Genomic DNA, 15560 nt, shown 5'->3' on the forward strand with positions numbered 1-15560 from the left:
CATTTGATCCCAAGCACTTGGGTAATTATGCTGCGATAAAGTGAGCAGGAGGATGCCTTGAAGCGTGAACATGCCGTCGCAGTTGTGGCACTCCTCATCGGCGTGATCCCGAATAACTCGGTCGGGAAAACTTCCGAAATAATCGGCGAAGCGAAAATCGAACGGGACGAGTGGGGCATCGCGCATGTCTCGGGCAAGACCGACGCCGATGCGATCTACGGCATGATCTATGCGCAGGCCGAAGATGACTTCCCCAGAATCGAGCGCAATTACCTCGTCAGTCTGGGCCGCCTTGCCGAAGCAGACGGCGAAAAGGCGCTGTGGCAGGACTTGCGCCAGCGGTTGTGGGTGGACCCGGCCATCCTTCAGGAAAACTATGCGACAAGCCCCGCCTGGCTGCGCAAGCTCATGGATGCCTGGGCTGCAGGTCTTAACGCCTATCTGGCCGACCATCCCGAGGTTAAGCCCAAAGTGTTGACGCACTTCGAGCCGTGGATGGCGCTCAGCTTCACTGAAGGCAGCATCGGCGGCAACATCGAGCGGATCGCGCTTTCGCAGATCGAGGCGTTCTACGGCCAGCGCAAGGTGGCCATGACCGACGCCGAACTGGGCCGCATCCTGAAGGAACCGGCGGGCTCCAACGGCATCGCCATCGCGCCATCGCGCACCGCCGACGGCCATGCGCTGCTGCTGATCAACCCGCACACCAGCTTCTATTTCCGCGCCGAACAGCAGGTGACGAGCGAAGAAGGCCTCAACGCCTATGGCGCGGCCACGTGGGGGCAGTTCTTCATCTACCAGGGCTTCAATGCCAAGGCAGGCTGGATGCACACCACCAGCGGCATCGACAATGTCGATGAATTTGCCGAAACCGTGGTGCAGCAGGACGGCGCGCCCCCGGCCTACCGGATCAGCAATGCGGTCAAGCCATTCACGGCGCAGACGGTGACGCTGAAAGTGCGGCAGGCGGACGGCGCGCTCAGCGAACGCAGCTTCACCACATATGCCAGCGAACATGGCCCGGTGGTGCGCGAGGAAGGCGGCAAGTGGATCACTGTCGGCCTGATGAACCGTCCGGTCCGCGCGCTGGAGCAGAGCTTTCTGCGCACCAAGGCAGACGATCTGCGCAGCTTCCTGCTCGTCGCCAATCTCAAGGCCAATGCCTCGAACAACACGCTGTTTGCCGACAGCAAGGGCGAGATCGCCTATCTCCATCCGCAGTTCGTGCCCGAGCGGGATGACCGCTTCGATTGGCGCAAGCCCGTGGATGGCAGCAATCCCGCCGCGCACTGGGATGGCCTCCACAGCCTCGGCAGCTTGCCCAACGTGCTCAAGCCGGCGAACGGCTGGGCGTTCAACGTCAACAATGCGCCGTGGACGGCTGCGGGGCCGGACAGCCCCAAAGAGACCGAGTTCCCGCGCTACATGGACCAGGCCGGGCAGAATGCGCGCGATGCGCATGCGCGCGCCGTGCTGGAGGGTCGGCGCGATTTCACGCTCGATAGCCTGATGGCCGCCGCCTACGACCCTGCCCTCCCCGCCTTCGATCGGCTGCTTCCCGCTCTGTTTGCCGCACACGAGGGCGCCCCAGATGCGAAACGCGACGGGCCGATCGCGCTGCTCAAGGGCTGGGACCACCGCTGGAGCCTGTCCTCCACCGCCACCAGCCTCGCGGTCGGCTATGGCGAGGCGCTGTGGGCGCGCGTTTCCGCGCAGGACGATGGCGACGAGGAAAGCCTGTGGGAGCGGATGAACAATCGCATCACCGATGCCCAGCGCCTTGCCGCGCTGGACGATGCGGTGAACCGGCTCGTCAGCGATTTCGGATCGTGGCAGGTGCAGTGGGGCGTGCTCAATCGCTATCAGCGCAATGACGGCGCGATCACGCAAACCTTCGATGATGCCAGGCCAAGCACGCCGATCCCCTTCGCCAGCGGCAACTGGGGCAGCCTCGCCTCGTTCGGCGCGGCCCGCTATCCGGGCACGAAGCGAATGTATGGCACCAATGGCAACAGCTTCGTCGCGGTGGTGGAGTTCGGCCCCAAAGTCCGCGCCCGCGCGGTGAGCATCGGCGGGACCAGCGCCGATCCCGCCTCGCCCCATTTCGGCGATCAGGTGGACCGCTATGCCCGCGGCGACTTGCGCGAGGTGTGGTTCTATCCGGAAGACCTCAAGGCCCACGTCGTATCGAGCAAGGTGCTCACCCGCATGCGCGAGGTGCCCTGAGCCCCTGACTTCCCGCCTCTGACTTCCCAAGGACACACCAGACGGTTACGCTTGGCCGGATGGACCACATCGCCACAGTGCTCGACGCGCTTTCGCGCATCCACACCACCTCGGTTGCGCGGCTGCGCGCGGATGTGATGGCCTTTGCCGCCGATGGCACACTGCCGCCGCCAGCGCGCCGCCATGACGGCAGCTATTGCTACCCGGAACTGCGCATCCACTTTGCCGGGGAGCCAAGCACCGAGCCGACCGGGCATTCCTTCGGCCGCCTCTCGCAAAGAGGCACCTATGCCTGCACGGTGACGCGGCCCGCGCTGTTTGCCGATTACCTTGCCGAGCAACTGGCGATCATCATGCAGGGATTCGACGTGACCGTGGAAGCCGCCGTCTCGCGCCAGGAAATCCCGTTTGCCTATGTGCTGGATGGCGCGCTCGGTGCGCAGATGGGCAGCGTGGGGCCGCAGGAACTGGCGCGCCACTTTCCCGGCGCGGAGCTTTCCCACATCGGCGACGAGATCGCGGACGGGGAATACAATGTGGGCGATGGCCCCCTCCCCCTTGCGCTGTTCGACGGACTGCGCACCGATTTCAGCCTTGCGCGGCTGACGCATTACACCGGCACCCCGGCCGAGGACTTCCAGCGCTACATCCTCTTCACCAACTACCACCGCTATGTCGATGAGTTCGTCGACTGGGCGGCGGGGCAGCTCGGCACCGGGGAATACACCGCGCTTTCCGGCGCGGGCGGATTGCACCTGACCGAACCGACGGAGAATGCCCGCGCCCGCATGTCGGACACCGCGTGGCGGCGGCACCAGATGCCCGCCTATCACCTCGTCGCGCCAGACCGGAGCGGGATCACGCTGGTCAATATCGGCGTCGGCCCCTCCAACGCCAAGACGATCTGCGACCACCTCGCCGTGCTGCGGCCCGAAGCGTGGCTGATGATCGGCCACTGCGGCGGCCTGCGCCCCACGCAGAAGATCGGGGATTACGTGCTCGCCCATGCGTACCTGCGTGATGACCACGTGCTCGATCCGGTGCTGCCGCCCGAAATCCCGATCCCGGCCATCGCCGAAGTGCAGGTGGCATTGGCACGCGCGGCGGAGATCGTCAGCGGTGCGGGCGGATCGGACCTCAAGCGGCGGATGCGCACAGGCACGGTCGTCACCACCGATGATCGCAACTGGGAACTGCGCTATTCGCACTCCGCCAAGCGCCTGAGCCTGAGCCGCGCGGTGGGCATCGACATGGAGAGCGCGACCATCGCCGCACAGGGCTACCGCTTCCGCGTGCCATACGGGACGCTACTGTGCGTCTCGGACAAGCCGCTCCATGGCGAACTGAAACTGCCGGGACAGGCCAACCGCTTTTACGAGGAAGCGATCTCCAGCCACCTCGCCATCGGCACGACGGCTTGCGCGCTGCTGCGAGCGGAGGGCGCGAAACTCCACAGCCGCAAACTGCGCGCGTTCAACGAACCGCCGTTCCGCTGAGGCTGCTGCCGCTTAGCGCGTCTTCGCAGCCGCCGCCTTCAGCAGCGGAACGGGATCAACAGCAACAACCCCCGGCGTCGCAGCCGCGAAATGACGCAGCCAATAGCCGTGGCCCGCGCCGTAGACGACCAGCACGCGGTCTCCGGGCTTGGCGACGGACAGCAGCTTGCCCCAGATCTTGGCATTGCGCAGATACCACATGGCGTTGAGATCGGCGCCGGTCTGATTGTCGTGATCGCCGATGCGCAGCCACGTGTAGTAGCCAGCCATCGTGGTGTAGATCGGATCGGTGTTCACGCGCACCAGCAGGTCGGCGACGCTTGCGGATTTCTGATCGGCCTCGAACTTTTCCAGCACCGGCTTCAGTTCGGCGTTGGGGCCATCAATCAGGGCCTGCTGGCCAAACTTCTGCGCGGCTTCCTGCAACTTGTCATAGGAGAAATAGTCTGGCTCGCCTTCCGCAGGCTGCTCGTCGATCCCGCTGACGATCGGCAGCTTGGCAAGGCCCGCGATGCGGAACGCGATCTGATCGATCTCGTTGGCGGCCGTCAGCAGCTTGGCAGGTGTGAACGCGGCATAAGCCGATACCGCCAGATCGGGGGCCTTGCTTTGCATCTCGACCATGACCCGCGTGGGTTTGAAGGCAAGCAGCGCCTGCCCCACCGCATCCAGCTGGCGCTGCTTGTCCGGAGTCAGCACGCTATCGACCTGAACGTTGTTCACATCGAGCCCGGGATTGCCGAAATGATAGGCACCGAGGATCATCACCTCGACCGGCGTCGGCGCGGCATACGCGGGAACGGCAAGGACAAGCGAGGCCAGCAAGGCAAACGGGGTTTTCATGGTGTGGTCCTTCATCGGTCTGGCGCGGGAGTAGCACCGAGCTTGCCCCCACACCATGTTTGGCGGTATTCCTTCCCGGGAGCCATTGGCCCTTACCAGCCGCAATCCTGCCCCTTGTTCTGCTTCTCCAGCCACTTTTGCAGCGGGGCGAAGTAGCGGATCATCGCCTTGCCGCTCATTTCACGGCTGCCGGTGAAGGCTTCTAGCGCATCGGGCCAGGGCTTGCTTGCGCCCATGCTCAGCATGGCGTTGAGCTTCGCGCCGACCGCCTTGTTGCCATAGAAGCTGCAGCGGTGGAGTGGGCCTTTCCAGCCGGCTTCGCGGCACGCCGCTTCATAGAACTGGAACTGGAGCACGCGGGCAAGGAAGTAGCGCGTGTAGGGCACGACCGCGGGAATGTGGAACTTCGCGCCGGGATCGAAGGCATCCGCCGGGCGCTCGGCAGGCGGGACGAGGCCCTGATACTTCAGGCGCATCTGGTTCCACGCCGCTTCATAGTTGTCGGGCTTGATCGAGCCATCGAACACGCCCCAGCGCCAGCGATCGATCAGCAGGCCAAAGGGCAGGAACGCAACCTTGTCCATCGCCTGACGCAGCAGGAGGCCGGTGTCCTTGTCCGCCGCGGGCACCTTGTCGCGGCCCATCAGGCCGATCTGGACGAGGTATTCCGGCGTGATCGAGAGCGCCATCGTATCGCCGATGGCTTCGTGGAAGCCGTCGTTCGCGCCTTCCATGTAGTAGCGAGAGGTCTGCGCGTTATAGGCGCGCTGGTAGTAGTTGTGGCCGAGTTCGTGGTGGATCGTCACGAAATCATCGCCATTGACCTTGGTGCACATCTTGATGCGCAGATCGTCCTTGTTGTCGATATCCCACGCGGAGGCGTGGCAGATCACTTCGCGGCCCTGCGGCTTCACGATCTGCGAGCGCGCCCAGAAGGTTTCGGGCAAAGGCGCAAGGCCGAGCGAGGTGTAGAAGCCCTCCCCCGCCTTCACCATCTTCACCGCATCATAGTCCTTGGCGACGAGCAGTTCGCCGACATCGTAGCCGAGATCGCCCGAACCCTTTGGCGCGACGACATCGTAGATATTGCCCCATTCCTGCGCCCACATATTGCCGAGGAGATCGGCGCGGATCGGGCCGGACTTCTGCTGGACGCCTGCGCCGTATTTCTCATTGAGCTTGCTGCGGGTGTAGCAGTGGAGCTGGACATAGAGCGGGCGAACCTCGTTCCAGATCTTTTCCGTCAGCGCGGCGAAGGCAGCCGGGTCCATGTCGTAGTTCGAACGCCACAGCGCGCCGGTATCGGCAAAGCCCAGCTCCTGCGCCCCGGCGTTCGAGAGGGCGACCATCTTCGCGTAGTCGTCCTTCATCGGCTTGCCGACGCTGTCGTGCCACGAAAGCCACATTTCCTTGAGTTGATCGGGATTGCGACTGGTGCCCATCGCTTCCTCGATATCGCTACCGTTGATGGCCGCGCCGTTCAGCGTGCCGTGGCCTTTGCCGTAGAGGCCCTGAATGCGCGCCTGCCGCGTGCCGAACTCTTCCGCCGCGCCCGGGGTGGTGGGCACCGGGCTGGTGATCTGGGTGCGCATCATCACCAGCTTGCGCTGGTCTTCCGCCGTCAGACCGGGGACTTTGGCCATGCGCGCGGCCTCGGCGGCAGTCTTGACCATCAGCGTGTTGAATTCGGCGTTGGAGGCCGCAAACAGCGCCTCGGTATCGTCGGTGATGTTGGTTTCATAAACCCACTGGGTGCGGCCAGTGCGCACGGTCTGATCGAAGTAGCCCTGATCGGCGGCCTTGATCCAGGCCTGCGCCGCAGCCGCATTCGGGGCAGCATCATTCAGGGCAGCATCGGGGGCCTGCTGGGCCAGCGCAGGCGCGGCAACGAGCGAAGCCGCGAGCGCGGCAAGCGAAACGAGGGTTTTCATGAGGACTGGCTCTCCGGACGGTGCGACTGGGCCGCATTCCTGCCGGCCCTTGCCGCCACCGATACCCGCCCCGGAAGCCGCGTCAAGCAGTAAGAAATGAAACCAGTTCGGCGCCAAACGCGGGTTCTGTCACGCTGCTCATGTGCGTCCCGGGGATGACCGCGCGGCGGGCATCGGGAAGCGTGGCCGCGAGGCGGTCGGCGCTGCCGTTGTCGTTGTCCTTGTCACCGCATAGGACCAGCGTGGGCATGGTTATGGCGGATAGCGCTTCGGGCGCGGTATCTTCCATCGTGCCCAGAAGCAGGCGCGCGGCGGCGGGATCGGTGCCCATCGTCTTCAGGAATTGCTGCGCGGCATAGGCCGGATCACCGGGACGGATCGCGGGGAACCGGTCGAGCATATCGAGGAAGAACTGCTGGCGGCGCGCCCATCCCGCCAGGCCTTCAAGGCCCATGCCGGACAACACGAGACGGCGCGGGCGCACACCGGCGATGACCGCGCGGGCGCTGGTGCGCGAGCCGAGCGAGAAGCCGACGAGGTCGTAATCCGTCAGCGCAAGATGCGCGATCAGGGCTTCGAGATCGCGCGCGAGCACATCGGGCGGATAAGCGGCGGGATCATGCGGCGCGGCGCTCGCCCCGTGGGCGCGCAGATCCGGCATGAGGCAGTGGAACCCGGCCGCAGCGAGCTGCGCGGCGGTGCCGAACTTGACCCAGTTCACATGGGCATTGGAAAACAGGCCGTGGAGCAGGATCACCGGCCTGCCGCCGCCGCCTTCCGGCCCCATCCGGTGCAGCGCCAGCGGCGCGCCGTCGAAGCCGGGGTAGGTCTCGCTCACTGAGTCAGCAACCGGACGCCAGAGACCATCAGCACGGCGGCGAGCGCGGGGCGCAGGACATGATCGGGCGAGCGCGTGGACAGCATGCTGCCGATGATAGCACCGGGCAGCGAGCCGACAAGCAGGCTGGCAAGGAGGCCAAAATCGACATCGCCGATGATCCAATGACCGAAGCCCGCGACCATCGTCAGCGGCACGGCATGGGCAATATCGGTGCCGACGATCTTCGCGACGCGCAGCGCAGGGTACAGCATCAGCAGCACGGTGACGCCGATGGCCCCCGCACCGACCGAGGTGATCGAAACCGCAACGCCGAGCAGCGCGCCGAGCATGACGGTGGGGATGAACGCCTGACGATCATCCAGCCGTTCGTGCTGCTTGGCCATCACCGCCAACTGCTTCTGGAACAGCGTGGCGATGGACGTGACGACCAGCATCCCGCCGAGGCAAGTAAGGATGAGGTGGCTGGAATCCTTGCTGAGCTTGCCGAAGTCCGAAATCAGGATCAGCGTGACGACTGCCGCAGGGACGCTGCCCAGCGCAAGGCGGCGCATGATATGCCAGTCCACCGTCTCGCGCTTGCCGTGGACGGCGGAGCCCGCGGTCTTGGTAATGGAGGCGAACAGCAGATCGGTGCCGACAGCCGTTCCGGGCGCAATGCCGAACAGCAGCACGAGAATGGGGGTCATCAGCGAACCGCCGCCCACCCCTGTCAGCCCGACGAGAAAACCCACCAGCAGGCCGGCGACGCCGTGCAGCAAATCGAAATGGGCCAGCATGGCAATCCCCCGGCAGGTCCCGTGGTCGGGTCCCTTTCGTGCGCGGGGAGGATTAGAGCGCCGCACGCGCGGCGGCAATGCAAGAATGTCTATCGGCGCGCTTGGAAATCCTTCGCGCGCCGATAGAGGAAAAGTCAGCCCTTCTTGAGGTGGCGACGGCCGAGCAGTTCGGCGATCTGCACCGCGTTGAGCGCGGCGCCCTTGCGCAAGTTGTCAGACACGCACCACAGCGAGAGGCCGCTGTCCACCGTCGGGTCTTCGCGCACGCGGCTGATGAAGGTCGCGAAATCGCCGACGCATTCGATGGGCGTCACGTATCCGCCGTCCTCGCGCTTGTCGATCAGCATGACGCCGGGGGCTTCGCGCAGGATATCCTGTGCCTGGGTGGCGGAGATTTCTTCCTCGAACTCGATGTTGATCGCCTCGGAATGGCCGACGAACACGGGGACGCGCACGCAAGTCGCGGTCAGCTTGATCTTGGGATCGAGGATCTTCTTGGTCTCGGCGACCATCTTCCATTCTTCCTTGGTCGAGCCATCATCAAGGAAGCTGTCGATGTGCGGGATCACGTTGAAGGCGATCTGCTTGGTGAACTTGCGCGGCTCGATCGGATCATTGACGAAGATCGCACGGCTCTGCTCGAACAGTTCGTCCATGCCTTCCTTGCCCGCGCCCGAGACCGACTGATAGGTCGCCACGACAACGCGCTTGATCTTGGCGGCATCGTGCAGCGGCTTCAGCGCAACGACCATCTGCGCGGTAGAGCAGTTGGGGTTGGCGATGATGTTGCGCGCCTTGTAGCCGTCGATCGCATCCGGGTTCACCTCGGGCACGATCAGCGGCACGTCGGGGTCCATGCGGTAGAGCGAGGAATTATCGATCACAACACAGCCCGCCGCCGCCGCGCGCGGGGCGTGAACCTTGGTGGCCGTGCTGCCGATGGCGAACAGGGCGATATCCCAGCCGGTGAAATCGAAGTTGTCGATGTTCTGGACCTTGAGCATCCGGCCCGTCTCACCGAACTCGATCTCGCTGCCCTGCGAGCGCGAGGAAGCCAGCGCCGCGATCTCGTCGATCGGGAACTCGCGCTCGGCGAGGATATTGAGCATCTCGCGCCCGACATTGCCGGTCGCGCCTGCGACCACTACCCGGTAACCCATTGCATTCTCCTTGCGGCGGCCTTGCGGCCCCATCCGGTTAGCCCTCTCCCCTTCAGGGGAGAGGGTTGGGAGAGGGGAACTTGCGCGCCCCTTTCCCCTCTCAACTGCGGCTAAGCACTTCGTGCCAAGCCTTCGTATCTCTCCCCTGAAGGGGAGAGAGCATTTCAGTTCCCGCTACCCACACCGTGACGGTCGAGGAAGCGGAATACGGTTTCGTAGAGATGCTTGCTGACCTTCGGCCCGCCGATGCGGTGGGTGAAGCCGGGGTAGAGCATCATTTCGAACGGCACGGCCTCACCTTGCAGCTTGCCGATCAGCGCGGTCGAGTTTTCGAACACCACATTGTCGTCGGCCATGCCGTGGATCAGCATGAGCGGATCCTTGATCTTCGCGGCATCGGCGAGAGCGCCCGCAGTTTCGTAGACCTTGGGCTCCTTGGTGGGATCGCCAAGGTAACGCTCGGTGTAGTGCGTGTCGTACAGCTCCCACCGCGTGACGGGCGCGACAGCCACGCCTGCGGCCCATTCGCCGGGATGTTTTTCCAGCATCTTCAGCGTCATGTAGCCGCCATAGGACCAGCCGAAGGTGCTGACCCGCGCCGGATCGACATAGGCGAGCGATTTGAGGAAGCGCGCGCCCGCCAGTTGGTCGGCCACTTCGACCGAACCCATCGCCCGGTTGATGGCGCTTTCGAAGGCCACCCCGCGATTGTCCGAACCGCGCCCGTCGATGGCGAAGTAGATATAGCCCTTGTCGACAATCGCCTGCGCCAGCGCGCCCTGCCAGCCCTTGCTGACGACTTGCGCGTGCGGGCCGCCGTAGTGGTAGGAGAACACGGGGTAGCGCTTGCCCGGCTCCAGCGGCGGGGTGATCATCATCCAGTGCAGCGGAGTGCCATCTTCCGCCGGGATCGTGCCGAATGCAGTGGTGCGGTGGCTGGCGAGGAACGGCGCATATGGATGCGCGCCCTCAACCCGGTTTTCCTCGATCCACGCGAGGCGCTTGCCCGATGCGTCCGCAAGGTAGGATTGCGGCGGCTGGGCATCGGCGCTGCGGGTGATGACGAGGGTCTGGCCCTTGCGGTCCATCGCGGCGCTGTTGTGGAAGGCGGGATCGGTCAGCCGCTCCAGCTTTTCCGGCTGCTTCAGATCGAGCGCATAGACTTGCGGCGCAAGCACATCATCGCGCGTGCCGACGAAGGTGACGCGGCCCGCCTTCTGATCGACACCGACAAGATCGGTGACGACCCACGGCCCCTTGGTCAGCCGCTGCCACTGGCTTTCAAGGTGATGATTTTCCTCGAAGCGATAAAGATGCCCGAAGCCATCACGCTCGGACCACCAGATCAGGCTGCCATCGGCGAGGAAGCGGTAGGCATCCGAAAGGTTGATCCAGCTGCCCTCGGCCGCCTTTTCGGTGAACAGCGCTTCAGCCTTGCCCGTGGCGGGATCGACCTTGAGCATGTCAAGCCGGGTCTGCGCGCGGTTCTCACGCTGGACATAGAGCGTCTTACCATCGGGCGCCCAATCGACGCGGGCGAGGTAGATGTCCTGATCCGCACCAAGATCGACCTGCACCCGGCTCTGCCCGTCCGCGCCGATCACCCACAGCGAAACTTCGGCATTGGGCGTGCCGGCGGCGGGATAGCGCTGCTCGAAGGTCTTGGTGCCGTCCGCGCCGATGGCCGCGCGGGTGACGGTGCCGACTTTGGCCTCGTCGAAGCGCTCCACCGCAAGGCGGCTGCCATCGGGCGACCACCAGTAGCCCTTGAAGCGGTTCATTTCCTCCTGCGCGACAAACTCGGCCTCGCCCCAGTGGACGGTGGCGGAGGTTTCAGCGGGCGTGATCGCCTGCGCTTCGCTGCTGCCATCGACCGGGCCGACAAAGAGCCGCCGCTCGCGCAGGAACGCGACGTGCGCGCCCTTGGGGCTGAGCGAGGGATCAAGCTCGCCGCCCTTGGTGCCCGAAACCTTGCGCACCGAGCCATCGAGGCCCGCAAGCAGCAGATCGCCATCGATGGGGACGAGCACGGCCTGGCTGTCTGCGGTCCATTCGTAGCTGACGATACCCTTGAGATCGCCGATGCGCTGGCGCTCGCGCTGCATCTTCTCGGTCTCGGAAAGCTCGCGCCCCGAAGAGAGCTTCCGCGAATCGACCAGCATCCGCCACTGGCCCGCATTCCGATCAAAGCCCCACAAGTCGTAGCGCTCCCGGTCGTCCGGGCGGCTGCGCAGCACGGTGACATAGCGGCCATCGGGCGAAAGCTTCACCGCGCGCGGGACCGGCCCGGCGAGGCTGGGGCTGGCGAAGACACGCTCGAGGGTGAGCGCGCCAGTGTCCTCTGGCGCTTGCTGGGATGCGGTCACGGCGGTTTCCTTCGGCTCGGCGGAAAGGACAGGGGCTGCGGGAAGCAGGGCGCTGGCTGCAAGCAGGAAAGTCAGCAGTCGCATGGCGGCCGTGTCCTTGGTGAGCTGGAAAAAGAGAGAGGCAAAACGAAAAGAGGCGCCCCGGCGGTTCTGCCGGGGCGCCTCTTGAAGCACGCTGCGGTGCCCCAGGCGGTGGGCTATGGAGCCCGCCCCGGTCAGCTTTCCGTGGTGGTTTTAATGTTCTTGCGCTCGGCAATACGCGCCGACTTGCCGGTGCGGCCACGCAGGTAATAGAGCTTGGCACGACGCACCACGCCGCGGCGGACCACGGTGATGCTGTCGATGTTGGGCGAGTAAAGCGGGAACACGCGCTCCACGCCTTCGCCGAACGAGATCTTGCGAACGGTGAAGTTCGAGCCAAGACCACGGTTCGAACGCGCGATGCACACGCCTTCGTAGGCCTGAACGCGGGTACGCTCGCCTTCAACGACGCGCACGCCAATGCGCACGGTGTCGCCCGCGCGGAATTCGGGGATGGTCTTCTTCGCCTTGAATTCGGCGATGGTTTCAGCTTCGATCTGCTGAATGATGTTCATGACTAATCGTCCTGCACTTCACGCTGCGCGCCAGAGGCAGACTGGACCCGAACGCCGGTGTGGCGCTCCCAAAGGTCCGGCCTGCGTGACCGGGTATCGTCTTCAGACCGGCGTTTCCGCCATGAAGCGATTTTCGCATGATCCCCCGATCGCAGCACTTCAGGGATCGTGCGCCCTTCCCATTCCTGGGGTCGGGTATAGTGCGGATATTCAAGGAGGCCGTTCTCGAACGACTCCTCTGCCCCGCTAGAAGCCGCGCCCATTACGCCGGGAAGCAGCCGAATGCAAGCATCGAGGAGCAGGAGCGCGGCAGGCTCCCCGCCGGAAAGCACGATATCGCCGACGGAGACTTCCTCCACGGCGCGCCCTGCGAAGATGCGCTCGTCAAAACCCTCGAACCGGCCGCACAGCAGGATGACGCCGGGGCCATCCGCAAGTTCGCGCACACGGGCCTGCGTAAGCGGACGCCCACGCGGTGTGAGCGCGATGACGGGGCGGTCCTGCCCCCCTTCCCGCGCATGGTCGATAGCCTTGGCCAGCACATCGACGCGCAGCACCATCCCCGCGCCGCCGCCTGCGGGGGTGTCATCCACGGTGCGGTGCTTGTCGGCCGCGAAATCGCGGATCTGGACGGCATCGAGCGCCCACTTGCCTTCCGCCATCGCGCGGCCGGCAAGGCTGATGCCCAGCGGGCCGGGAAACATCTCCGGATAGAGCGTGAGGACGGTGGCGTGGAAGGTCATGAGTTCCCCCTTCCCCAAAGGTTGGCGAGCGTCAATTTAAACCCGCCCGGTCAAGCCCCCCGATCAATCCCTTCAAGTCACTCCTGCGCCGTCCACAGCGCCTGCATGTTGGCACCGATCTGGCTCTGCGGCAGCGAGCGGGCGTCAGCGCTGCTGGCCTCTTCCTCGTTCACATCGGCGCGCACCGCAGCGAACGCATCCTCCAGCGAGGTGCCGCGCGTTCCCGCGCGGCGAATGAACGCCTCACCGAACACGGTGGTGTCGCGCTTGTCATCGCATCCGAACGAGGTGCGATCAGCGGCGCTGGCGGTGAGCAGGATCGTCTCGGGGGATGCCAGCGGCTTGATCCAGCTGCCCGAATAGCACGCCGAGACGACAACCATCCGGCGCCCGATCTTCGCCTTGCGCAAGGCATCGGCAAGGAAGCGGGCGGTGATCGGCTGCAGCCGGGTATAGCCCGGAAGATCGGTTGAAAGCGCGCCATCGCGGCTGCCGTGCGAGGCGAGGTAGAGCACGACGAGATCCCGCTGCGGATCGGCGCGCCGGCCGATTTCCCCCAGCACGGCGGCCAGATTGGTGCGATTGGCCAAAGGCAGGCGGCTCAGATCATCCGCGCTGTTGGAAAGCACGGCGGCGCCGCTCCCTGGCCCGAACCGCTCGGCAAGCACTGCGCCCGCCTTGGCCGCCTCACGCCCGAAAATTCGCTGCATGCCGCCAGCGGCAACCCCCACGACATAAGTGCGCGGCCCAGCGCCAGTGCGTTCGGGAAGCCGGGCCAGCGCGGCCGAGAGCAGCGCAGGCTGTGCGATCCACAGCTGCTCGGCGTCGATTTCGGTCGGGCGCGGCGTATCTTCGCGCTCCGCCGCATAGCGGATCAGCGCGCTCTCGCCCTGACGCCAGCCCAGCGCGGCGGTCAGCACCAGCGCGGCGGCGAGGCTGGCACGGGCCTTGTCTGCAGGCAGGTGCCAGCCGGAGGAGGAAACAGCGAAGCGCACCGCCGCAATCACGGCCAAGGCGGGCACGAGGTAATCCGCCCAGAGATCGTCATCGGGTGCCAGTTGAAAAAATGCTGCCTGACAGAGCAGTCCGATCGCCGTGATCAGCACAAACCCGAAAGCAAACCTTAGCGCATCTGCGGCTTTGCCCAGCAGCCCGGCAGCCAGCAGGCCCGCCATGACCGCGAGGCCAAGCTGCGCCAGCGGGCGGGCGAGCTCATAGTACCAATAGGCCCGGTCCGGACTAGCCAGCTTGATAGCCAGATAAGCCCCGAGCCAGAGCGAGGCCAGAGCGCGCGGATCGCCGGGAACCCGCCACAAGCTCACCCGCTGCAGCGTGAGCAAGCGCACGGCAGTGCCGGAGAGTGTGCGGATGGACGGGCTCGCCATATCTGCAGGGTTAACCGCAGCGCGTTAAGATAGCTTTGCCTCCCGTCCTGACCGCTTTGGCCAGGGGAGCCGGGACAGCGGCTGCCAGGTCATTCGAAGGGTTCGGTCAGGCGCGCATCGCCATTTCGCCGGGCCAATGCCAGCCCAGCCCAGCCTAGCGCAAGGCCAAGCCCGAGGAAGAGCGCTGCTGCGGCCAGTCCCATAAGGCCGAACCCTATCGCCATGCCGCAGGCATCCGTGCCGCACCGGCTGCCGGGGGTGAGCAGGGTCGATACGATCACAAAGAGCGACGGCACGGCGAGCAGGACCGGAAACGGCAGGCTGACGTACCACAGGATGCGGCGGCGGCTCAGATCAGTCCGCCAACGTCCGAGGCAGAAGCCAAGCAGCATCGGCAGGATCAGGCCGAGGAAGAGCAGCGGGAGGATCATCAGACCGTCCAGTTCTCGACCCTGAGCCCCGGAACATCGGCGAAATCTGCTTCGTTGTCGGTCACAACGATGAGATCGTGCGACAAAGCATGGGCGGCGATCAGGCGATCATAGCTCGCACGTTTGAACGGGAGCCTCGCATAGGCCTCCGCCGCTTTGAAGTCGAAATCGAGCACTGGCACTTCCTCGACAAAGGCGCGGAGTTGCTCGGTCGCAGGCGGCTTCTCGTTCGCCGAGCCATAGGCAACTTCAGCATAGCAGATCGACGAGGTCACGATGTCGCCTGCCTCGCATTGCGAGGCGCGAACATACACGCCTTCGTCGTTGTTCATGACCAGCGCGATGATGACATTGCTGTCAAGAAGGTACTTCATCCCTTGTCCTCAGAGGCTCCGAAGCTGCGCAGGGGGCGTTCCTCAAACACACGGTCCTCGCGCCGGATCGGCTTGAGGCTGGTGGCTGACCCGGCCACCTTGGCGATATTGAACATGCGCTTGGGTTGCTCGACCGGCTCATAGGAGAGGAACTGGCCGTCTTCGACCAGAAGCTCCATCTCCATCCCTGCCGCGAGCTTGGTCCCGGCGGGGATGCGCACGGCAAGCGAGTTTCCCGACTTGAAGACCTTTGTCCGGTGGCGCTGCTTATCGATGACTTTCATCCATGGCGCGGATCCGAAGACTCGCCCAAGGGTGAATTTCTTTCGTTCTTCAGCGACTTTGTCATCCTTCGCCATGACAACCTCCGTATATACATATTGTATATACGG

The 15560-nt window shown here is 64.8% G+C and carries 13 protein-coding genes and 1 pseudogene; 2 read left to right on the forward strand and 12 right to left on the reverse strand.

The genetic code is table 11. From position 1 onward, the window contains the following. The first annotated feature begins 102 nt into the window (after positions 1–102). Both CFE35_RS13520 and CFE35_RS13525 read left to right on the forward strand, forming a co-directional pair. The gene (locus CFE35_RS13520) at positions 103–2226 is read left to right on the forward strand and encodes a penicillin acylase family protein (RefSeq protein ID WP_292931293.1); all 2124 of its coding nucleotides are present in this window, start codon (positions 103–105) and stop codon (positions 2224–2226) included. A 56-nt stretch (positions 2227–2282) separates the two neighbouring features. Continuing rightward, positions 2283–3722 (forward strand): annotated as a pseudogene (locus tag CFE35_RS13525) (AMP nucleosidase); the annotation flags it as partial. 12 nt (positions 3723–3734) lie between these two features. Here the strand turns inward: CFE35_RS13525 and CFE35_RS13530 are convergent. The 12 genes from CFE35_RS13530 to CFE35_RS13585 form a co-directional block, all read right to left on the reverse strand. Next, positions 3735–4565, reverse strand: coding sequence for a DUF5694 domain-containing protein (locus tag CFE35_RS13530; protein WP_292931185.1), 831 nt, complete (start codon positions 4563–4565; stop codon positions 3735–3737). 92 nt (positions 4566–4657) lie between these two features. Further along, complete coding sequence (locus CFE35_RS13535) at positions 4658–6496, reverse strand: M2 family metallopeptidase (RefSeq protein ID WP_292931187.1); 1839 nt, start codon at positions 6494–6496, stop codon at positions 4658–4660. Between the two features lie 82 nt (positions 6497–6578). Next, positions 6579–7283, reverse strand: a complete 705-nt coding sequence (locus tag CFE35_RS13540) for an alpha/beta fold hydrolase (RefSeq protein ID WP_292931294.1) — start codon at positions 7281–7283, stop codon at positions 6579–6581. Between the two features lie 47 nt (positions 7284–7330). After that, positions 7331–8113, reverse strand: coding sequence for a sulfite exporter TauE/SafE family protein (locus CFE35_RS13545; RefSeq protein WP_292931189.1), 783 nt, complete (start codon positions 8111–8113; stop codon positions 7331–7333). 134 nt (positions 8114–8247) lie between these two features. Next, the gene (locus tag CFE35_RS13550) at positions 8248–9273 is read right to left on the reverse strand and encodes an aspartate-semialdehyde dehydrogenase (protein WP_292931190.1); all 1026 of its coding nucleotides are present in this window, start codon (positions 9271–9273) and stop codon (positions 8248–8250) included. A 164-nt stretch (positions 9274–9437) separates the two neighbouring features. Then, complete coding sequence (locus tag CFE35_RS13555) at positions 9438–11723, reverse strand: S9 family peptidase (protein ID WP_292931191.1); 2286 nt, start codon at positions 11721–11723, stop codon at positions 9438–9440. A gap of 131 nt (positions 11724–11854) precedes the next feature. Continuing rightward, positions 11855–12235 (reverse strand): 50S ribosomal protein L19, encoded by a 381-nt coding sequence (rplS, locus tag CFE35_RS13560; protein ID WP_292931193.1) that lies wholly within the window; start codon positions 12233–12235, stop codon positions 11855–11857. A 2-nt stretch (positions 12236–12237) separates the two neighbouring features. Beyond that, positions 12238–12978 carry a tRNA (guanosine(37)-N1)-methyltransferase TrmD gene (trmD, locus tag CFE35_RS13565; protein ID WP_292931194.1) on the reverse strand — a complete coding sequence of 247 codons (741 nt, stop codon included), beginning with the start codon at positions 12976–12978 and terminating at the stop codon, positions 12238–12240. Positions 12979–13055: 77 nt separating this feature from the next. Further along, on the reverse strand, positions 13056–14363 hold the full coding sequence (locus tag CFE35_RS13570; protein ID WP_292931195.1) for a C13 family peptidase: 1308 nt from the start codon (positions 14361–14363) through the stop codon (positions 13056–13058). An 89-nt stretch (positions 14364–14452) separates the two neighbouring features. Continuing rightward, positions 14453–14794, reverse strand: a complete 342-nt coding sequence (locus CFE35_RS13575; protein ID WP_292931196.1) for a hypothetical protein — start codon at positions 14792–14794, stop codon at positions 14453–14455. Further along, complete coding sequence (locus CFE35_RS13580; protein ID WP_292931198.1) at positions 14794–15168, reverse strand: type II toxin-antitoxin system VapC family toxin; 375 nt, start codon at positions 15166–15168, stop codon at positions 14794–14796. Before CFE35_RS13580 ends, CFE35_RS13575 begins: the two co-directional genes overlap by 1 nt. Beyond that, entirely contained in the window at positions 15165–15527 is a 363-nt protein-coding gene (locus CFE35_RS13585; RefSeq protein ID WP_292931200.1) for a hypothetical protein, read from the reverse strand. Before CFE35_RS13585 ends, CFE35_RS13580 begins: the two co-directional genes overlap by 4 nt. Positions 15528–15560 lie beyond the last annotated feature (33 nt).

The sequence above is a fragment of the Novosphingobium sp. PASSN1 genome (assembly GCF_002278815.1).